Raw genomic sequence first — 19519 nt, 5'->3', positions numbered from 1 at the left:
AGATGGTGATGTGAATCTTGACCATGTCTTCGTGTGCGGGCACCCGGCTCTCGACTTCGCGGCCACACTCCGGGCCCGGCGTTCGACCCGGTTCGAGATGTTCGTGACCCCGGAGCGGCTGAACGCCTGGTACCTGGAGTCCGGTCTGGTGGACACCATCACCGACGGCGGCGAGGACGACGTCCGCGAGGCGACGACCGTGCGCGAGGCGATCTACCGGCTCGTCACCGACCGTCGGCTGGGCGAGGAGTTCGACACCGCCGCACTCGATGTGCTGAACTCCGCCGCGCGCGGGACGCCGGTGACCCCCCAGCTCACCCCGGCCGGGCGCCACACGGAGGCGACGCCCGCCGAGGCGCTGGCGACGGTCGCCCGGCAGGCCGTGGAACTGCTCAGCGGCCCGGACGTGCCGCTGATGAAGGAGTGCGGCAACCCCGAGTGCACCCGGGTCTACATCGACCGCTCCCGGGGTATGCGGCGCCAGTGGTGCGGCATGGAGTCCTGCGGCAACAAGATCAAGGCGGCGGCGTACCGCGCCCGCAAGAAGTCCGCGCCCGCCACCGCCACCCGCTGACACCCTCGGACGGGTGCGCACACACCTACGTGGGTACCATGCGCACACGTCATCCATAGCGAGGGAGTGACCGGTTGTGACCAGCCAATCCGCCGCCACACTCCGGGCGCGGTACGTGGCACAGGCCGCGGCGGACCTGGAGGAGAACCGTCGGCGTCAGCGGGAGCTGGCGGAGCGGATCACCGCGCTGAAGCAGGAGGAGGCCCTCCTGTCGGACATCATCACCCTCGCCGAGCGGTACGAGGATGCCGCGGACCCCTCCCGGCCGCCCGAGCAGTCCCAGGACGAGCCGGACATGCCGAAGGCGGGCGCGAAGACGAAGTCGCGCCCGCCGCTGCTCGGTGACCTGCTGACGGAACTGCTGGCCCAGTACGAGGAACCCCGGCTGGCGAAGGAGCTGCGGGACGAACTCCTTCAGAAGCACCCGGACCGCAACCCCACCCCTCAGGTGGTGCGCAACACCCTGGAGTCCCTGGTCGCCAAGGGCCGCGTCCAACGCCACAAGCAGCAGCGCTCGGTCCTGTACACCGTGACGCCGTCGTAGGGGACGGTCACAGGAAGTCGTAGGGGACGGTCACAGGAAACGGGAGGCCGACGGGCCGTACCCCGAGAACACCACGCTCTCCGCCCAGTTCCACCAGCGCCACAGGGAGACGTGTGCCATGGCTCAGGCCGCCGCGCTGGCGTCGATGGTGACCGGGATGTTGCCGCGCGTGGCCTTGGAGTAGGGGCAGATCTGGTGGGCGGCCTCGGCGAGTTCCCGGGCGGTGGCCTGGTCGACGCCGCCGAGGACGGGACTGAGGACTGCGGCGAGGGAGAACTCGCCGTCGTCGCCGTGGGTGAGGGTGATCTCCGCGGTGATGCTGGTGCTGGTGAGCCGGACCTCACGGAGGGCGGCGGCGCGGCGCAGGGCGCCGAGGAAACAGGCGGCCCAGCCAGCGGCCAGGAGTTGCTCGGGGTTGGTCGCCGTACCGGCGCCGCCGAACTCCTTGGGGATGGCGAGGCCGGTCTCCAACAGGCCGTCCGAGGAACGGACGTGACCGCCGTTCCGGCCTTCCCCGTCGACGTCGACAACTGCCGTGTAGCTGACTGCCATGGCCGTACTCCCCATCTGTTCTGATCTTTCGTCACCGGTTCAGGTGGTGATGAAATCATGACGGCGCGACACGTCACCAGTCAAGGCGGTGACGGATGGGTATGCGGGGAGGAGTGTGTGATCCACGCCACCAGACGGGAGTGCATAGCGGGGTGGGGGCCAGCGTCTTTGTAGTAGGTGCAGGGGGCGTGTGCGCGGCGGCGGAGGACAAGGGGTCGACTCGATGGGGCGGTTGCCGACCGATGAGTTCGACCGGTTCGTGGCGGCACGCTGGTCGGCGCTGCTCCATCTGGCGCGGCTGCTCACGGGGGGCGACCGGCACCGGGCGGAGGACCTGCTCCAGGAGGCGCTGGTCAAGCTGTGGTTCGCCTGGCCGAGGGTGGCGGGGCAGGCGCCCGAGGCGTATGTGCGGCGGGTGCTGGTCCGGGCCGCGGCCCGGTCGGCGCGCCGACGCTGGTGGGGCGAGCAGCCGGTGGGGCAGTTGCCCGAGCCGCCCGGCGTGGACGACGAGGCCGCCGACGTGGCCGAACGCACCCGCCTTGAGGCCGTGTTGGCGCTACTGTCGGCGCGGCAGCGGGCCGCGGTGGTGCTGCGGTACTACCAGGACCTGCCCGAGCGGCAGGTGGCGCAGGCGCTGGGACGCCCAGTGGGGACGGCCCGCTCGCTCACGGCGCGGGGCGTGGCGCGGCTGCGGCAGCTGATGGCCGAGCCGGGCGATCCGGTCGGGCCGACCGAGGCGGTCGGACACGGCGACGCGCTCCAGCCCGTCGAGCCGGTTGAGTGAAGAGGGAGCCATGGATCACTTCGAGCGGGAGCTGAGCCGCCTGATGCGGGACGGCCAGCGGGAAGCGCCCTACGAGGAGCGGCACCGGGCCCGCCTGCGGGCCGGTGTCCGGGCCCGGCGGCGGGCGCGGCGGGTGTGGATGGCCACCGGCTCCGTGCTGACCGCCGCCGGGGTCGCCGTCGGACTGCTGCTGGCGGCGGGGCCGTTCGCGCAGGGCGGCTCCGGCGGTCCGCGGCCCCGCCCGGTCACCTCGACCGAGTCGGCCCCGATGCCGTCGACCGTCCGCCCCGGCGCCTCGGCCCAGGGTGTGCCGCTGCCGACACCCGCCTCCCGCGCGGCGGGCTGACGCCGTGGGTCCTCACACGTCCGCGTGCGGGCGGCTGGCGCGCTGGTCGGGGTGGGGCGGGCCGCTGCTGGTGGCGCTGCTCGCGGGGGTGCTGCGGTTCTGGCGGCTGGGCAGTCCACGGGCGGTGGTGTTCGACGAGACGTACTACGCCAAGGACGCCTGGGCCATGCTGCGGCTCGGCTACGAGGGCACCTGGCCGGACCGGAAGGTCGCCGACCCGCAGCTCCTGGCCGACCCGCAGGTGACGTCCCTCTCCGACACCGGGGCCTTCGTCGCACACCCGCCGACGGGCAAGTGGGTCATCGCCGTGGGTGAGTGGGCGTTCGGCCTCAACCCGTTCGGCTGGCGTGTCATGACGGCACTGCTCGGCACGCTGTCGGTGCTGATGCTGTGCCGCGTCGGACGCCGTCTGTTCCGCTCGACGCCGCTGGGCTGTCTGGCCGGGCTGCTGCTCGCGCTGGACGGGCTGCACCTGGTGATGAGCCGCGTCGCCCTGCTCGATCTCGTCGTGATGTTCTTCGCGCTGGCCGCGTTCGGCTGTCTGCTCGTCGACCGGGACGCCGTGCGGTCCGGCTCACGGCGGCCCTCCCGGTCGGCACGGACGGCCGGGTGCGCCCGGACGCGCACACCGGCGACCACGCCGGGACAGGTGTGCGGCCCTGGCGGCTCGCGGCCGGTGTCTGCCTGGGGCTGGCGGCCTCGACCAAGTGGAACGGCCTGTACTTCCTCGCCTTCTTCGTGGCGCTCACCCTGCTCTGGGACGTCGGCGCCCGGCGGGTGGCGGGCGCGTACCGGCCGTGGCGCGCGGTGCTGCGCCGGGACGCCGCCTGGTCGGTGACCTCCCTCGTCCCGGTCGCCGCCGTGACGTACCTGGCGACCTGGACGGGCTGGTTCCGCTCCGACGGCGGCTACGGGCGGCACTGGGCCGACGGCCGCGGCGGCACCTGGGCGTGGGTCCCGGCGCCACTGCGGAGCCTGTGGCACTACGAGCACGCGGTGTACGACTTCAACGTGGGGCTGCACACGCCGCACACGTATGAGTCGAACCCCTGGAGCTGGCTGGTCCTCGGCCGCCCCGTGCTGTTCCACTACGCGTCACCGCCGCCCGGCGTGGACGGCTGCCGCTCGACGGCCGACTGCTCGCAGACGATCCTCGCGCTGGGCACACCGGCGCTGTGGTGGTCGGCGTGCTGCGCGCTCGTCTACCTGCTCCACCGGTGGGCGCTGCGCCGCGACTGGCGCTCCGGTGCCGTCCTGTGCGGGGTGGGCGCCGGTTACCTGCCCTGGTTCCTGTACCAGGACCGTACGGTCTTCTCGTTCTACGCGGTCGTCTTCGTGCCGTACCTGTGCCTGGCCGTCACGGTGCTGCTGGGCGCGCTGTGGGGTTCGCCGCGCGCGTCGAGGGGACGGCGGGTGGGCGGTGCGCTGGCGGCGAGCGGGCTGGTGCTGCTGATCGCCTGGAACTTCGTCCACTTCTTCCCGCTGTACACCGGGCAGACGGTTCCGTACGCCGACTGGCACGCCAGGATGTGGCTCGACACCTGGGTGTGAGCGGTCTAGAGGCCCAGGTCGAGGGCGAGGCAGGAATAGAACTTCCACGAACCCGCGGGGTCGTACGACGCGTTCGCCCCGCCGGAGGGGGTGGCCTCGACGCCTTCGGTCATGTCCTCGAAGCGTATGCGCTCGGGGAGCGCGCCGAACCGCGCGTGCCGTACCGCCGCTTCGACGGCTTCCGTGCCGGGCCCCTCGTTCATGACCTTGCTGTTCATGACCGTGCTCCACTTCTTCGCTCGTGGACGGCGTCTCGTCGTCTGGGACGGCCTTCAGCATGACCCCTCTCGCGTCACCTGTCAAGCCGGTGACGCTCAGACGGTGATGGTCTGGTACTCGGTGTAGGTGCCGAGGCCGACCGCGCCGTACTCGCGGCCGACGCCGCTGGCCTTGAAGCCGCCGAACGGGCCGTCGAAGGCGACGGGGGCGCCGTTGACCGTGACGGTGCCGGTGCGGACGCGCCGGGCGACGGCGAGGGCGTGCTCCTCGTCGGCGGACCAGACGCCGCCGGAGAGGCCGTACTCGGAGTCGTTGGCGATGCGGACGGCGTCGTCCTCGTCGTCGTAGGGGATGACCACCAGGACCGGGCCGAAGATCTCCTCCTGCGCGATCCGCATGGAGTTGTCGACGTCGGCGAAGACCGTGGGGGTGACGTAGTTGCCCTTCTCCAGGCCCTCGGGGATCTGTGGGCCGCCGGTGACCAGGCGGGCGCCCTCCTCGATGCCGAGCCGGATGTAGTGGCGTACCCGGTCCTGCTGGTCGGGGCGGATCATCGGGCCGACGAAGGTGTCGGGGTCGCTCGGGTCGCCGACCTTGAGCGACTCCACCAGCGTCCTGAGTCCGGCCACGACCTCCTCGTACCGGCCGCGCGGCGCGAGGATGCGGGTCTGGGCGATGCAGGACTCGCCGTTGTTGAGCAGGGAGCCGAACTTCAGGCCCGCCACGGCCCGTTCGAGGTCGGCGTCCGGCAGGATGATCGCGGCGGACTTGCCGCCCAGCTCCAGGCTGACCCGCTTGAGCCGCTCGCCCGCGATCGCGGCGATCCGGCGCCCGGCCCGGGTGGAGCCGGTGAAGGCGATCTTGTCGACCTCCGGGTGCGAGACCAGGTACTCACTGGTCTCCCGGTCCGCGGGCAGCACGCTGACCACGCCCTCGGGAAGACCGACCCGCTCCAGCAGCCCGGCCAGGAAGCCCATGCTGAGCGAGTTCTCCGGGGACACCTTCAGGATCACGGAGTTACCGGCGAGCAGGGCCGGGATGATCTTCGAAGTGGCCGAGGAGAAGGGCGAGTTCCACGGGATGACGGCGGCGACGACACCGACCGCCTCGCGGCGCACCACGCTGCGCACCGGGGACGCCGGGTCGGAGGGGGCGAGCGTCTCCTCCCAGGGGAACTCCTCGGCCGCCTTCAGATAGGCGTTGGCCTGCCGGGTGAGACCGGGCTGACCGGCACGGGTGAACCAGCCCGCCGAGCCGTTCTCCAGCGAGATCAACTGGGCGATCCGCTCGGCGTCCTCCTCGCGCAGCGCGTTGAACCGGCGCAGCGTGGCGACGCGTTCCGCGGGCGGGGTCAGGCGCCACGCGCCCGCCTCGAAGGATTCCCGCGCCGCGGCGACCGCGCGGTCGACGTCCGCTGGCCGGGCCTGTGCGGCGCGGCCGACCACGGACCGGTCGTGCGGCGAGGCGATGTCGAGCAGCCCGGGGTCGCTCGGCTCGGTCCAGGCGCCTCCGATGAAGAGCCGGTCGTAGGTGATCATGCGGTGTTTCTCCTTCTCCATAACTGTCACTTTAATGTAGCACTTCACTCAACTATTCGCTCACTCTTGTGTGAGATCCACCGCATCCAGGTCCCTGATACCGAGAAACGCGAGCCACTCACACATAAGCTCAGGGCGTGCACACATGTGACGGGTCGCTCATGACGATGGTCGGCCGGGATGGCGAACTGGGCGTGCTGGCTGGGTTCGTGACGGCGGATCATGGGCAGTCCCTCGTCCTCAAGGGGGAGACGGGTGTCGGCAAGAGCGCCCTGCTCGACCATGTCGCCCAGCTCGCGGCGCGGTCCGGGCACATGGTCGTCCGGGCCGCGGGCATCGAGGCGGAGACCGGGCTCCCGTTCGCCGGTCTGCACCAACTGCTGTACTCCCTGCTGCCCTCCGTCGACGGCCTGGACCAGGTGCACCGCACCGTGTTCGCCACGGCCTTCGGGCGCAGCGAGGGGAAGCCCCCGTCGGTGATGTCGCTCGGCATCGCCGTCCTCGACCTGCTGTCCCTGGCCTCCTCGGCGCAGCCGCTGCTGCTGGTCCTCGACGACGGCCACTGGCTGGACGCCGCCAGCGTCGCGGTGCTCGGCTTCGTGGGGCGCCGTCTCACCGGCGGCTCGGTGCGGCTGGTGGTGGCGCTGCGCTCCGACGTCGCCTCGGACTTCGACACCGCCGCCCTGCCGGAACTCCCGGTCCCCGCCCTGTCGGACGCGGCGGCGGCGCAGTTGCTCGACCGGCGCCGCCCGGAGCTGGCGGCGCCCGGCCGCCGACTCGTGCTCGACCAGGCCCGGGGGAACCCCCTGGCCCTCCTCGAACTGCCCGCCCCGCCCGGCGCCGGGCAACCGGACCTCACGACCGCCGGGGCCCTCGGGCTGCGCGATGCCGCGCTGCCCCTGCCCCGGCGCCTCCAGCAGGTCTACGGCACACGTATCAGGCGGCTCGACGCCCAGGTCCGCGCGGAGCTGCTGCGCGGCGCCCTCGACGGTGCCGGTACGGCGCCCGGTACGGCGTCCGCCTCCCGCTCGGCGCGCTACCTGATGCGCGACGCCGACGAGGCGGTCACGGCCGGGCTGCTGGACGTCGACCCGCTCACCGGCGACTTCGTCTTCCGGCACCCGCTGGTGCGGTCCACCGTGGTGCAGACGGCCACCCCCAACGAGCGGCGCGCCGCCCACGCGGACCTGGCCCGCCTGCACCGCGACGACGTCGAGCGGCGGGCCACCCATCTCGCGGCCTCCACGGTCGACCCGGACGAGGAGGTGGCGGCGGCACTGGAAGCGGCGGCCACGTCCGCGACCCGGCGGGGCGGCGCCGCGGCGGCGGTCGCCTGGCTGACCCGCGCCGCGGAGCTGAGCGAGGGACAGGAGGACCGCTCCCGCAGGCTGGCCGACGCGGCCTTCGTCGCCGGGCACGCGGGCCTGTCCGACCAGGCGCAGCGGCTGGTCCGCTCCGACCGGGCGCCGGGCGCGGACGAGTCCCCCGCCTCCGTGGTCACCACCGCCTACCTGGCGCTGTTCGAGGAGGGCGACGTACGGCACTCGCACCGGCAGGTGACGGCGGCGATCGAGAAGCTGCACGCGGACGCGCCGCGGCGGGCGTCCACGACGCTCACCCGCCTGGTGAACCTGCTGCTCGCCATCGACCAGTACGCCAGCGACCCGGCCCAGTGGGAGGAGACCCGCGCGCTGCTGGACGCGCTGGGCGAGCTGGTTCCGGCGCGCTCGCTGATCTACCGCGACGCGTGGGGCGACGTCGTGCGGCACGGCGCCGGGGTGGCGGAGCGGGTGGACCGCGAGTTCACCGGCCTTCCGGACCTGGACCCCTGGGACATCACCCGGCTGGGGGTCGCCGCCTACCACGTGGACACCCTCGGCCGGTACCGGCCGTACCTCCAGCGCACCGGCCCGCCCCCGCGGCGTCGGCTTCCTCACCCACGTCACCGACACCATCGGCACCACCGCCGCCCTGGCCGAGGGCGACTACGAGGCGGCCTACCTGCACGCCATCGGCATCACACCGCCCGGCACCCTCACCCCGTACAACCACCAGGCCCCGCGGACCCTCCTCGACCTGACCGAGGCGGCCCTCCACACCGGACGCACCCACCAGGCGCACACCCACGCCCAGGCCGCCCACACCCACGGCCTGCACCGCCTCTCCCCCCGCCTCGACCTCCTCACCCACGCCGCCCTCGCGCTCACCACCTCCGACCCCGCGCACCACCAGCGCACCCAGGACCACCCCGCCGCCGCCACCCACCCCTACGAGACCGCCCGCATCCAACTCGCCCGCGCCACCCACCAACCGCACACCCCGGCCACCCGCCAGCACCTCACCGAGGCCCTCCGGACCTTCGAACGGCTCGGGGCGACCCCGTGGGCCGAGCGCACCCGGGCCGAACTCGGCGCCACCCGCGCGACCGGCGCCACCGGTCAGCCGACCCCGCACACCGCCCTCACCTGGCAGGAACGCCGCATCGCCGAACTCGCCGCCACCGGCCTCACCAACAAGGAGATAGGTGAACGCACCCGCCTGTCCCCCCGCACGGTCAGCTCACACCTGTACCGCGTGTTCCCCAAGCTCGGCATCACCTCGCGCGCCGCGCTCCGCGACGCGCTCGCCAGGGCTCAGTCGAATGACTGACCCCCAGGGCGCGTGACACATGTGCCCCGCCCTCCGCAGCCGACCGTCACATGACTGATGTGTCCGGTTTCGTGACGGACGAGAGTGTGGTCCGTCAACGGAATCGGAGACTCACCGCGGAGGGCTTCACATGATCAACAGGCGTACCTTCAGCAAGGCCGTCGGCCTGGGCACCGGCGCGGCGGCGGTCGCGCTGTCCGGCCTGCCGACCCACGCGTCTGCCGCGACCGGCGCCACCGGTCAGCCGACCGGCGCGCCCACCGGGTTCGGCACGCTCAAGCAGGTCAAGGCGGGGGTCCTGGACGTCGGTTACGCGGAGGCCGGTCCCGCGCACGGCCCGGTCGTCATCCTGCTGCACGGCTGGCCGTACGACATCCACAGCTACGTCGACGTCGCGCCGCTCCTCGCCGAACGGGGGTACCGCGTCCTCGTCCCCTACCTGCGCGGGCACGGCGGCACCCGCTTCCTGTCCCTGCACACCCCCCGCACCGCCGAGCAGTCCGCCATCGCGCTGGACGTCCTCGCGTTCATGGACGCGCTGAAGGTCGACAAGGCCGTCCTCGCCGGTTTCGACTGGGGTTCACGGACCGCCGACATCATCGCCGCCCTGTGGCCGGAGCGGGTCACGGCCCTGGTGTCGACCGGCGGTTACCTCATCACCCACCGCAAGGCGCAGTTGGAGCCCGCCGCTCCGGGCGTCGAGCACAACTGGTGGTACCAGTGGTACTTCGCCACCGACCGCGGGGTGAAGGCCATGGAGAACGTCGACGAGCGGATCGCCCTGTGCCGCTACACGTGGACGCTCGTCTCCCCCGACTGGGACTTCTCCGACGCAACCTTCGCGCGCACCGCCGAGGCGTTCACCAACCCCGACTACGCGGCGATCGTCCTCTACAACTACCGCTGGCGCATCAGCCTGATCGAGGGTGACCGGCGCTTCGACCGCTACGAGCGGCAACTGGCCGCCCAGCCGCCCATCGGCGTCCCCACCGTCACCCTCGACCCCGCCCTCGACCCGTTCACCGCGCCGGGCGACGGCGCCTCCTACCGCGGCCACTTCACGGGCCCGTACCTGCACCGCACGATCGCGGACATCGGCCACAACCTGCCGCAGGAGGCACCCGGCGCCTTCGCCCAGGCGGTGGTCGACGCGGCCCACCTCGCCAGCGTCGACCACGCCGACCGCTTCTGATCAGACCGTGTCGCGCTTGGGCAGGCGCCAGTTCGGGCGCGGGAAGTGGCAGGTGTAGCCGTCCGGGTAGCGCTGGAGGTAGTCCTGGTGCTCCGGCTCGGCCTCCCAGAACGGCCCGGCGGGCACCACCTCGGTCACCACCGGCCCCGGCCACAGCCCGGAGGCGTCGACGTCGGCGATGGTGTCCTCGGCGACGCGGCGCTGCTCGTCGTCGTAGTAGAAGATGGCGGAGCGGTAGCTGAGGCCGATGTCGTTGCCCTGCCGGTTCCTCGTGCTCGGGTCGTGGATCTGGAAGAAGTACTCCAGGATCGTGCGGTAGTCGGTCACCTTGGGGTCGTAGGTGATCTCGATCGACTCGGCGTGCCTGCCGTGGTCGCGGTAGGTGGCGTTGGGCTTGTCGTCGTCGCCGCTGTAACCCACCCGGGTGTGGGTCACCCCGGGCAGCGCCCGGATCAGCTCCTGCATACCCCAGAAGCAGCCGCCCGCCAGCAGCGCCTTCTCCTCGACGTCGCTCATGGCACCTCACCTTTCACTTCGCGTCGTTCGCGCAGGTCTCCAGGCTCGCACGTCAGCGGCCCGAGCAGCACACGACTCCACCCTCGTCACCGTATTGACAGGTGACGAGGCTCCTGCAAGATTCGTCACCGGCCAGAACCGTCACCAGTCAGACAAGTGACGATGGCCGGTAAGACCGGAACACCGTACGAACCGAGAACATTCCTGATCCTGGAAGGGTCTGTCGTGGTGAGCATCAAGGGTGGCCGCGGGCGGCTGCTGACGGGCGTGGTCGCGACGGCCACGGCGGGGCTCGCGCTCGGTGCGTTCGCCCTCAGCGGCACGGCCACCGGCGCGACCGGGGCGGCGGACGCCAGCAAGCACGTCAGGCCCACCGTCGTCCTGGAGCACGGCGCCTTCGCCGACGGCTCCAGTTGGAACGGCGTCATCGCCGACCTGCGCGCCGACGGCTACCCGGTCGTCGCCGCCTTCCTGCCCGCGCCGGGCGAGAGCGCCCTGGAGCTGACCAACAAGTACCCGGGCTCCACCCTCCCCGGCACCCTCGACCCGGTCACCTACCAGCAGGCCGACGGCTCCACCGCCACCGACCTCTACATCCGGCAGGACGAGTTCCCCCACCAGTTCGCCGCCGACGTCCCGGCCGCGCAGGCCGCCCTGATGGCCGCCGAACAGCGCCCCATCGCCCGGTCCGCGCTGGAGGAGAAGGCCACGACCGCCGCCTGGAAGACCATCCCGAGCTGGGACGTCATCACCACCGCGGACCTCAACGTCCCCCCGGCCGTACAGCGCTTCATGGCCCGGCGGGCGCCCGCCCACACCACCGAGGTCGCCGCCTCCCACTCGGTCGCCGTCTCCCACCCGCACCTGGTGGTAGACGTGATCGAACGCGCGGCCCGCGCGACCGTCCGCTAGCGCACCGGAGGGCGGCGGGCGACGACCTGGCCCCCGCCGCCCCGGCCCCACCGGCACCTCGCACACGTCCGCGCGCCGCAGGAGAATCGACGTCATGAGCCCGACAGCACCCGACCCCCATGCCCTCGGCGCCTTCCTCCGGGCCCGCCGGGCACAACTGGACCCACGGGAGTGCGGCCTGCCCGCCGCGGACTCCCCCCGCCGGGTGGCCGGGCTGCGCCGTGAGGAGGTCGCCCAGCTCGCCGCCATCAGCGTCGACTACTACACCCGCCTCGAACAGGGCCGCGTCCGCGCCTCCGCCCCGGTCCTCGCCACCCTCACCCGCGCCCTCCGCCTCGACGACGACCAACAGCGGTACCTCTACGAACTCGCCCACCGCACCCACGACCTCCCCCACCGACGCCCCACCCCGCAACGCGTACGGCCCGCCATGCGCCGCCTCCTCGACCAGCTCAAGCACACCCCCGCCCTCGTCCTCGGCAAACGCCTCGACGTCCTGGCCTGGAACCCCACCGCCACCGCCCTCTACACCGACTTCGCCGCCCTCCCCGCCGACCACCGCAACTACCTGCGCCTGATGTTCACCGACCCGGCGATCCGCGGACTGCACCGGGAGTGGGCGCATGACGCCCGGGACGCGGTGGCCGCGCTGCGGATGGAGGCGGCGGCCGACCCCGACGACCCGGACCTCGCCCGTCTGGTGGGCGACCTGGCCTTCCAGGACCCAGACTTCCGCACCTGGTGGGCCGAGCACCACGTCAACAGCGCGACGTACGGCACCAAGCGGTACCGCCACCCCCTGGTCGGCGACCTCACTCTGGACTGCGACACCTGGTCCGGCGACGACGGCTCCGGCCAGCGCCTGATGGTCCTGACCGCCGCCCCCGGCACCCCCTCGCACGACGCCCTGCGCATCCTCACGTCCTGGACGGCGCGGCGCCCGCAACCGGGTCCGGACCCGGACGCGCGAGTGGACCCGGACCCGGCACGGAGCACGCACCGCTAGCGTCGCCTACGAGGTCAGGCGGCGCGGGCGTCCTCCCTGACGGGCGCGGCACCGGAGTGCCCGGCACCGGTCCCCCGCGCGGGCCGCAGGAAGAGGGCGAGGACGACACCGACGGCGAGGGCGGGCGCGATCCACAGGTATCCCGTGGCCGTGGCGTGGGCGAAGGCGTCGAGGGCGGTGTCGCGCAGGGCGCCGGGCAGTCGGCCGACGGTGTCGGGACGGCTGGCGTCGAAGCCGCCGTCGGTCGGCAGGGCGTGGGTGCGGTCGGCGAAGCCGGTGTTGAGGAGGGTGCCGAAGACGGCGACCCCGAAGGCGGCGCCGATGGAGCGGGCGAAGGTGACGACGGCGCTGGCGGCGCCGAGGTCGGCGGTGGGCACGCTGTTCTGGACGGTGGTCAGCACGACCATCGGCACCATGCCGACGCCGACGCCGGTGAGCAGGAAGTAGCCGCTCAGGACGAGGGTGCCGGTGCCCGCCCCGATGGTGCCGAGCAGGAGCAGCCCGGCGAGGTTGGCGGCCAGCCCGGCCAGCAGGATCGCCCGCAGCCGGTCGGCGTGCGCGGCCCAGCGTCCGGCCAGCGACTGGCTGACGACCAGCCCGGCGACCAGCGGCAGCATGTGGACGCCGGAGAGGGTGGCCGAGACGCCGCGCACGATCTGGAGGTAGGTCGGCAGGTAGACCAGGACGGCGAACATCGCGGCGTTGGCGAGGAACCCGATCAGCGACGAGAACACCACGGTCCGGGAGCCGAACATCGCGGGCGGCAGGACCGGGGCGGCGGCGCGCCGCTCGACCGGCACCAGCAGCACGGCCAGCGCGACGGTGGCGACGACCAGGGTGACGATGGCCGGTGAGCCCCAGCCCCAGCGCTCACCGAAGGACGTGACGAGGACCAGCCCGGTGGCGAGGGCGGCCAGCAGGGTGGCACCGAGGTAGTCGATACGTGTCTGGGTGCCCCGGGTGTTCCGGTCGGCGGAGGGCAGCGCCCGCGCGGCGATCACCAGGGCGACGGCGCCGACCGGCAGGTTGACCAGGAACGCCCACCGCCAGGACAACTGGTCGGTGAAGACGCCGCCGAGCAGCGGGCCGACGATGCTGGCGACGCCGTAGACCGAGCCGAACATGCCCTGGTACCGGCCGCGTTCGCGCGGGGTGACGAGGTCACCGACGAGGGCAAAGGTCAGCACGATCATGCCGCCGCCGCCCACGCCCTGGAGCACCCGGGCGCCGATCAGTTCGGGCAGGTCCCGGGCGAGGCCGCAGGCCACGGAGGCGACCAGGAAGACCGAGGTGGAGGCGAGGTAGAGCCGCTTGCGGCCGAACATGTCACCGAGCTTGCCCCACAGCGGGGTGACCGCCGTCGACGCGAGCAGGTAGGCGGCGCTGACCCACGCGATGTCGTCGAACCCGTGCAGGTCCTCGGCGATCCGGGGCAGCGCGGTCGAGACGATCGTCTGGTCCAGGGCGGCGAGGAGGACCGCCAGGACCAGCGCGCTCATCGCGGCGGCGACACCCCCCGCCCTGGCTGAGGAGGAGTTGTCTACCTTGGACATCGAAGGACACCTTCCTAGAGGACTCATAAGCCTGGCGCTATCCGATTTAACTGTCACACAATCGTAGCGCTTACAGTTCAGTCTTCTACTCCCCCGAGACGCTAGATGTCTCAGGCATCACACTGCACGGCTAGATCCGCGGTTAGAATCGGTGCGGTGAGAGCTGACGCAGCGCGCAATCTGGAAGCCGTCCTGACCACCGGCGCACGTATGCTCGCCGCCGACCCCGGCGCGAGCATCGCGAGCATCGCCGCCGAGGCAGGCGTCGACCGGCGCACCGTCTACCGACGCTTCTCCTCCCGCGAGGAACTCCTCGCGGCCATCTACGAAGCCCGCCTCACCGCGATCGAGGCCGCCATCGCCGACGCCCGGCTACGCGAGGCCCCCGTCGCCGTCGCCCTGCACCGCTACGTCGAGAACATCATCGCCGTCAACCGCACCTGGCCCGTCGACCTCGCCCGGATGCTCGCCGACGAGAGCGTCCACGCCCGTCGGGACGCGGCCATCGCGGAGGTCGACGCCTTCCTGGGGCGCGCCACCGACGAGGGGCTCCTGCGCCCCGGCCTCCCGGAGGGCTGGGCGAGCGCGCTGCTGCCCCAGCTCATGCACCTGGTCTCCCGGCAACTCCCCGAGCTGAGCGCGGGCCGGGCGGCGGACGTCGTGGTCGACACCCTGCTCAACGGCCTCGGGGCGGCGTAGCCCTCCTATACGTGTCCCTGGCCCGTCGGGCACATGTGCCGGTGCCGGTGCGGATGTGCGGGGTACACGCCGAGGACACGTACCTCGGTGGAGAAGAACCGCAGTTCGTGCAGGGCGAGGGCGACGCGTCCGTCGTCGGGGTGGCCCTCGATCTCGACGTAGAAGCGGCTGGCGCCCAGCCCGGCGCCCATCTGGTAGCTCTCGATCTTGGTGAGGTTCACACCGCTGCTGGCGAACCCGCCGAGCGCCTTGTAGAGGGCGCTGGGGATGTTGCGGACACTGAAGAACAGGCTCGTCATCGTCGGTTCCGCGCTGTGCGGGGCCAGGACGGCGTCCCGGGAGAGGACGACGAACCGCGTGGTGTTGTCCGGGTCGTCCTCGACCCCGGCGCGCAGCACGTCCAGGCCGTACAGCCCGGCCGCGGCGGGCGGGGCGAGCGCCGCGTGCCGCGGGTCGCCCAACTCGGCCACCTCGCGCGCCGCCCCGGCGGTGTCGTCGCTGACGAGGGTGCGCCAGCCGCCCTCCCGCAGCACCTTCCGGCACTGCCCCAGCGCGTGCACATGACTGCGGACGCACTCCACCTGCTCGAAGGTGGCCCCGGGCACGCCCATCAGGTCGAACCGGATGGCGAGGAAGTACTCGGCGACGATGAACAGCCCCGACTCGGGCAGCAGGTGGTGTACGTCGGCCACGCGTCCGGCCGCGGAGTTGTCGACCGGGATCACGGCGACGTCGGCGTCGCCGAGCGTCACGGCGTCCAGGGCCTGCTCGAAGCTCGTGCAGGGTACGCCGTCGGCCTCGGGGTAGAGGGCGCGCGCGGCGGTGGCGGAGTTGGATCCGGGTTCACCCTGGTATGCGGCGGTCGTCACCGTGGTTCAGCCTTCCTGGCGCGGATGCGGGTCCTGTGGCGGGCAGCAGAGGCTCCGTCGCGTACCGCACCGGCTGAAGTATCGACGAAGACCACACCATCACGCACACCGCGACCAGGGGACGGACGTACCCCCTAGGTGTGGTGGGCGCGGTCCGCGAACGGCTTGAGGTCGGTGACGGCGGTGGAGTCGCCGTACTGCTTGTAGACGGCGCGCGTGGCGGAGTCGGGCACCAGCAGGTCCTCCTGCCCGGAGACCAGCAGCAGCGGACCGCGGTCGGCGTTGCGGACGTCGACCGGGAGCCGGGGAGGGCGTCCCGCGCCCGCGTCGCCGAGGTCGGTGAGGAGGGTGCGGGGCGCGGGGACGGCGTAACGCTCGAAGAGCCGGGCCGACTCCCGCGCCGTGGAGGTGTTGGCGATGACGGCGTGGAACCGCTCGGGGGACAGGGACACCAGTCGCCCGGCGGCGTCCTGCTCGCCGCCAGGAGTCCACGACCGGCCACCGCCGAGGGGGGGCGGGGGCGATGGCGACGGCGGCCCGGCCGATGTCGGCGGTGATGAGGTGCTGCGCGATGAGCCCGCCGACGGAGTGCCCGACGATCACGGGCGCCGTGTCAAAGGCCCTGACGATCCCGGCGTAGTGCTCCGCCAGCTCGTCCAGACGGAGCCCCGCGAACGCCCCGCCCGACGGCTCCGCCTCCCCGGGCCAGCCGGGCGTGAACGCGCGGAACCCCCGACTGGCGAAGCGCTCCGCCCAGGTCTCCCAGGACAGCGCGCGCAGCCAGGCACCGTGAATGAAGACGACGGGGGCGTGGTTCACAGGGGGGGCTCCTCCGAGCATGACGACCATCCGGCTACGGCACGCCGACGACCGCTTCAGGTTCGTGGAGCGGCGGGCCGGGGGCGACAGTCGAATGACTTAACACTTCAAGGCCCACGACCCGCTGTCCGGCCCTGCCCTACCCGGGATCGAGCACGGGCCGCACCGGAAGCCCACCGTTCTTCTCGCAGCGCAGCTCTTTGGCCATCGCCTGGGAGAAGGAGTGGGCGACGGTCACGTAGGCGTCTTTCAAGGCTTCGACATCACCCTCGGGCACCTTCGGCATACTCCAACGCTCGACGCCTATGAGGGTGTGGGCCGTTTTCCTCGCAGTGGGAAGCCTGTCGCTGCGGCACGCAAAGTGGACGGACGCCTTGTCCGCCGCCACCAAGGTCCGCTCCCCCATCTTCAGCACAGTGAACCTCGGGCCCAGAGCGCCCGTCGGAGGACCGTCGCCCACGCCCCAGGTGATGATGATCTGGACCCGCGGCGAACCGGACGTGAAGATACGGCAGGCAATGTCACGGCCCACGGTGGTTCGTGGCCACGTCTCGACCAGGTCTGAAGCGGTCTGCGCGACGGTGTACTTCTCCTCCGACGCCTCGAACCGCGACGACCCCGCGATCACCTCCAGCGCTTTGGACGCCTCGGCGGAAACAGCCTTGCCGCCGCAGAGTTCAGTCCCTGCCACGTCCTTGTCGGCCGGGGCTTCGTCGTCCCCTCCACAGCCGGTGGCCCCGAGAAGCAACGAGCCGACCACGACCGCAGCGAGGCGTCCGCAGCGTGCCGATCTACGCCTGATCACTGTTCGCATCCTTACGCTTCCTCGGCCATTCACTGACCTCAGCCGGTCTCCGGTCGGTTGCCCTGCTGATTCTCCCGGTCGTTACCGGTCCCGTACCCGTCCAGCATGGCTGAGTGCAGGTCCTCCCAGAGCGTGCTGCTGCGGCCCACGCCGTGCCGCTCTGTGAACTCCTCCATAGGGGCCTCGGCCATGCTCTCCCCGGCGGCGAAGACCCTCCTCCTTTCCGTGTCGGTGAGTTCCTCGATCTCCTCCTTGTGCTTCTCCACCGAGCTACCGGAGATGTCACCCACCATCTGGCCGATAACCTGCTCGGCCGCACCGCTGGCGGTGTCGGTCGCCAGCGGGATGAGCACCGCCGCCGTACCCACCGCAGCCGTCGCGGGCAGAAAGGCGACGCCCGCCGCGAGGCCCGCCGTGGCCCCGAACTCGACCCAGCCCGCCCGCTTGGCCACCGCCTTCTCATAATCCTCGTGGACCTTGAGGTTCGTCGCCTCGACCTGGTCGGCCCGCGACTGGTCGAGCATCCCCTGCACCTCGGCGCCCACCCGCACGGCCGCCCGCGCGGCGCCCTCCTGGATGCGCCCGTCCGGGCCTACTGTCCCCTCCAGCACGCTGCGGGTGTACGCCTGCTCCGCGGTCGAGAGCGTCGCATACGCGTCCGGGTGCTGGCCCAGGGTGCTGAGGAAGCCCCGGACGACGCTCCGCCCGTTCCCGTCCACGGTGTCCCCGAAGGTGAGGTGCCCGTCCACGTTCCACACTGGGGCGAACACGCTGCCCGTATGGTTCTTTTCCAGCGCCCAGTTGATGTCGTCGACATACCCGGCGCCCATGACGCCCAGGCTGTCGGCCATCGCCTCGTGGTGCTCCTTGAGCAGGCCCGGGTCGGCGGCGTACTTCTCCATGACCTGCCGCATGACGGCGGCGTTGTCCGCGTCCCGCACCATGTCGGCGTCCGGGTGCCCGGCCGGGTAGCCGAGGGTCGCCGCCTCCAGGGCGTGGCCGAGGGCGTCGGGCATCTGGTTGAGGGACGCCTCCAGCTCGTTCTGGTCGAGGGTATTGACGTCGGGGAAGGACTCCCACTCCTCGTTGGTGAAGAAGTCGAGGTAGTTGTTGATCGCCTCCCCGTACTTGTTCTTTCCGAGGTCGGCCGTGGCCTCGTAATTGACCGTTCCGTCCTCGTTGCACGCGGTCGGCGCGTCGGTGAAGAACTTCTTCGCCGCTTCCGGGCTGTTGCCGAGCGCTTCCAGCATGGCGATGGCCGGGTCATAGCCAGCCCCGTTGACGCCGGAGGGGTTGTACGGGTTCTTGAACGAACTGTTCACCACCTTGTTCCCGGCGAACAGGTCCGGCTGCTTCTGGTGCAGTTGCGCCACGTGCTGGGCGATCGGGTTGAGGAACTTGGCGTCGTAGTTCCCGTACCGCATGATTCCGCCGAGCAGTTGGTACCCGAACGGCCCGCCGTATTCGTGCTTGGCCAGCGGAATGTGCTCCGTACCCAGCCTGCGGAGTTCCGGCCCCCACTTGGCGGTGAACTCCTTGTCGTGTGAGGCGGTGGCCAGATTCAGGCCCAGGTTCTTCTGGAGTTCCTGGACATCCTTGAGTCGCTGCGCGTCGAGCTTGCCCAGGTCGTACGTGTCCGTGGAGAGCTGACCGAAGAACGCGAGCGACTTCTCGGGGCCGAGCTTCTCGTAGAAGCCCTTGGCGAACTCCATCGACGAACTGTTGTCCTTCAACAGATCGTTGAGTTGCCGAAGCTCCACGTGTGTGAGGTCCCGGCCCTTGGCCGCGAGAGCGGCGGCGCGGGCGGCCTCCTCCTGGTCCAGCTTCGTGTACTTCGGGGCGCTGAAGTCCTTGCGGTCGGTGACGTTGGCCTCAAGGGCGTTCTTGAGGGCGAGGTCGGCGTCGTTGCAGTTGTCGACGATGAGGTCGATCCTCTTCTGCCACGCCGCGATGTTCCGCCTCTCCTCCCGCAGGAGGTCGTTGTAGTCGGGGTCGCGCCGCGCCTCGGGGACCTCGGACAGCGGCTTCAGCGCCGTGACCCTGCCCTTGCCGTCCACGCGGACACCGGCCGCGTGCGCCTCGTGGTCCCGGATGCTGACCAGGTCGTCCCTGGCCTTCTTGATGGCCGCGTAGCCCTCTTCCAGGATCAGCCTCACGCCCTTGGCCTCGGCGGCGGCGTCCGCGAACTCCTTGGCCGTCTTGCCGATGAACGCCTTGGTGACGCCTGCGTTGACGCCCTCCCAGGACGCCTTGTCCGCCTTCGCCCTCATCCCGTCGGTGGCATCCGTGGCGAGTGTGTCCAGCTTCCGCGCCATGTCCGACCAGTCGTCGACGGCGGCCTTCAGCTTCGCCACCGGGGCGTCGATCAAGTCCTCGTACCTCAGCACGTCG

General features: G+C 71.6%; 19 protein-coding genes and 2 pseudogenes. 11 read left to right on the top strand and 10 right to left on the bottom strand.

Annotation, left to right across the window (positions count from 1 at the left end; genetic code table 11):
- Positions 1-10: 10 nt before the first annotated feature.
- Complete coding sequence (locus ACFQZ6_RS26885) at positions 11-574, top strand: CGNR zinc finger domain-containing protein (RefSeq protein ID WP_381613643.1); 564 nt, start codon at positions 11-13, stop codon at positions 572-574.
- Between the two features lie 76 nt (positions 575-650).
- On the top strand, positions 651-1118 hold the full coding sequence (locus tag ACFQZ6_RS26880; protein ID WP_381613640.1) for a hypothetical protein: 468 nt from the start codon (positions 651-653) through the stop codon (positions 1116-1118).
- 123 nt (positions 1119-1241) lie between these two features.
- Here the strand turns inward: ACFQZ6_RS26880 and ACFQZ6_RS26875 are convergent, their stop codons facing one another.
- Positions 1242-1670 (bottom strand): Ohr family peroxiredoxin, encoded by a 429-nt coding sequence (locus tag ACFQZ6_RS26875; protein WP_381613637.1) that lies wholly within the window; start codon positions 1668-1670, stop codon positions 1242-1244.
- A gap of 223 nt (positions 1671-1893) precedes the next feature.
- On the opposite strand from ACFQZ6_RS26875, the gene ACFQZ6_RS26870 reads away from it, so the two are divergent.
- The 3 genes and pseudogenes from ACFQZ6_RS26870 to ACFQZ6_RS26860 all read left to right on the top strand — a co-directional run bounded on the left by ACFQZ6_RS26870 (position 1894) and on the right by ACFQZ6_RS26860 (position 4351).
- Entirely contained in the window at positions 1894-2454 is a 561-nt protein-coding gene (locus ACFQZ6_RS26870) for a SigE family RNA polymerase sigma factor (RefSeq protein WP_381613634.1), read from the top strand.
- Between the two features lie 10 nt (positions 2455-2464).
- The gene (locus tag ACFQZ6_RS26865; RefSeq protein ID WP_381613631.1) at positions 2465-2800 is read left to right on the top strand and encodes a hypothetical protein; all 336 of its coding nucleotides are present in this window, start codon (positions 2465-2467) and stop codon (positions 2798-2800) included.
- A 4-nt stretch (positions 2801-2804) separates the two neighbouring features.
- A pseudogene (locus ACFQZ6_RS26860) lies at positions 2805-4351 on the top strand (dolichyl-phosphate-mannose--protein mannosyltransferase).
- Between the two features lie 5 nt (positions 4352-4356).
- On the opposite strand, the gene ACFQZ6_RS26855 reads toward ACFQZ6_RS26860, so the two are convergent.
- Together ACFQZ6_RS26855 and ACFQZ6_RS26850 are read right to left on the bottom strand one after the other, a co-directional pair.
- The gene (locus tag ACFQZ6_RS26855; RefSeq protein ID WP_381618677.1) at positions 4357-4554 is read right to left on the bottom strand and encodes a hypothetical protein; all 198 of its coding nucleotides are present in this window, start codon (positions 4552-4554) and stop codon (positions 4357-4359) included.
- A gap of 111 nt (positions 4555-4665) precedes the next feature.
- Positions 4666-6108, bottom strand: a complete 1443-nt coding sequence (locus ACFQZ6_RS26850) for an aldehyde dehydrogenase (RefSeq protein ID WP_381618674.1) — start codon at positions 6106-6108, stop codon at positions 4666-4668.
- A gap of 137 nt (positions 6109-6245) precedes the next feature.
- On the opposite strand from ACFQZ6_RS26850, the gene ACFQZ6_RS26845 reads away from it, so the two are divergent.
- The 3 genes from ACFQZ6_RS26845 to ACFQZ6_RS26835 all read left to right on the top strand — a co-directional run bounded on the left by ACFQZ6_RS26845 (position 6246) and on the right by ACFQZ6_RS26835 (position 9949).
- The gene (locus ACFQZ6_RS26845) at positions 6246-8636 is read left to right on the top strand and encodes an AAA family ATPase (protein WP_381613628.1); all 2391 of its coding nucleotides are present in this window, start codon (positions 6246-6248) and stop codon (positions 8634-8636) included.
- Positions 8590-8757, top strand: a complete 168-nt coding sequence (locus ACFQZ6_RS26840; RefSeq protein WP_381618671.1) for a response regulator transcription factor — start codon at positions 8590-8592, stop codon at positions 8755-8757. The genes ACFQZ6_RS26845 and ACFQZ6_RS26840 overlap by 47 nt, the downstream gene beginning before the upstream one ends.
- Positions 8758-8887: 130 nt before the next feature.
- Positions 8888-9949, top strand: coding sequence for an alpha/beta fold hydrolase (locus tag ACFQZ6_RS26835; RefSeq protein WP_381613626.1), 1062 nt, complete (start codon positions 8888-8890; stop codon positions 9947-9949).
- On the opposite strand, the gene msrA is transcribed toward ACFQZ6_RS26835, so the two are convergent.
- Positions 9950-10465, bottom strand: a complete 516-nt coding sequence (msrA, locus tag ACFQZ6_RS26830) for a peptide-methionine (S)-S-oxide reductase MsrA (protein WP_381613623.1) — start codon at positions 10463-10465, stop codon at positions 9950-9952.
- Between the two features lie 225 nt (positions 10466-10690).
- Between msrA and ACFQZ6_RS26825 the strand changes: the two genes are divergently transcribed.
- Both ACFQZ6_RS26825 and ACFQZ6_RS26820 read left to right on the top strand, forming a co-directional pair.
- Positions 10691-11377 (top strand): alpha/beta fold hydrolase, encoded by a 687-nt coding sequence (locus ACFQZ6_RS26825; RefSeq protein WP_381613620.1) that lies wholly within the window; start codon positions 10691-10693, stop codon positions 11375-11377.
- A 94-nt stretch (positions 11378-11471) separates the two neighbouring features.
- Complete coding sequence (locus ACFQZ6_RS26820) at positions 11472-12383, top strand: helix-turn-helix domain-containing protein (protein ID WP_381613617.1); 912 nt, start codon at positions 11472-11474, stop codon at positions 12381-12383.
- Positions 12384-12397: 14 nt separating this feature from the next.
- On the opposite strand, the gene ACFQZ6_RS26815 is transcribed toward ACFQZ6_RS26820, so the two are convergent.
- Entirely contained in the window at positions 12398-13936 is a 1539-nt protein-coding gene (locus ACFQZ6_RS26815) for an MDR family MFS transporter (protein WP_381613614.1), read from the bottom strand.
- Positions 13937-14146: 210 nt separating this feature from the next.
- Here ACFQZ6_RS26815 and ACFQZ6_RS26810 point away from each other — a divergent pair, with 210 nt between their 5' ends.
- On the top strand, positions 14147-14635 hold the full coding sequence (locus tag ACFQZ6_RS26810) for a TetR/AcrR family transcriptional regulator (RefSeq protein ID WP_381618669.1): 489 nt from the start codon (positions 14147-14149) through the stop codon (positions 14633-14635).
- A 5-nt stretch (positions 14636-14640) separates the two neighbouring features.
- Here the strand turns inward: ACFQZ6_RS26810 and ACFQZ6_RS26805 are convergent, their stop codons facing one another.
- The 5 genes and pseudogenes from ACFQZ6_RS26805 to ACFQZ6_RS26785 form a co-directional block, all read right to left on the bottom strand.
- A complete protein-coding gene (locus ACFQZ6_RS26805) occupies positions 14641-15504 on the bottom strand; it encodes a prephenate dehydratase (RefSeq protein ID WP_381613611.1) in 864 nt (287 codons plus the stop codon).
- 134 nt (positions 15505-15638) lie between these two features.
- Positions 15639-15956, bottom strand: coding sequence for a hypothetical protein (locus ACFQZ6_RS26800; protein ID WP_381613608.1), 318 nt, complete (start codon positions 15954-15956; stop codon positions 15639-15641).
- Between the two features lie 55 nt (positions 15957-16011).
- A pseudogene (locus ACFQZ6_RS26795) lies at positions 16012-16344 on the bottom strand (esterase/lipase family protein); the annotation flags it as partial.
- A gap of 118 nt (positions 16345-16462) precedes the next feature.
- A complete protein-coding gene (locus tag ACFQZ6_RS26790) occupies positions 16463-17137 on the bottom strand; it encodes a hypothetical protein (protein WP_381613605.1) in 675 nt (224 codons plus the stop codon).
- Between the two features lie 29 nt (positions 17138-17166).
- A complete protein-coding gene (locus tag ACFQZ6_RS26785) occupies positions 17167-19515 on the bottom strand; it encodes a hypothetical protein (protein WP_381613602.1) in 2349 nt (782 codons plus the stop codon).
- Between the last annotated feature and the right edge of the window lie 4 nt (positions 19516-19519).

The organism is Streptomyces flavalbus (assembly GCF_042674625.1).
GTDB classification, from domain to species: Bacteria; Actinomycetota; Actinomycetes; order Streptomycetales; family Streptomycetaceae; genus Streptomyces; species Streptomyces flavalbus.
The sequence above is the reverse complement of the archived record's forward strand: the minus strand, read 5'-3'. Positions and strand labels throughout refer to the sequence as shown.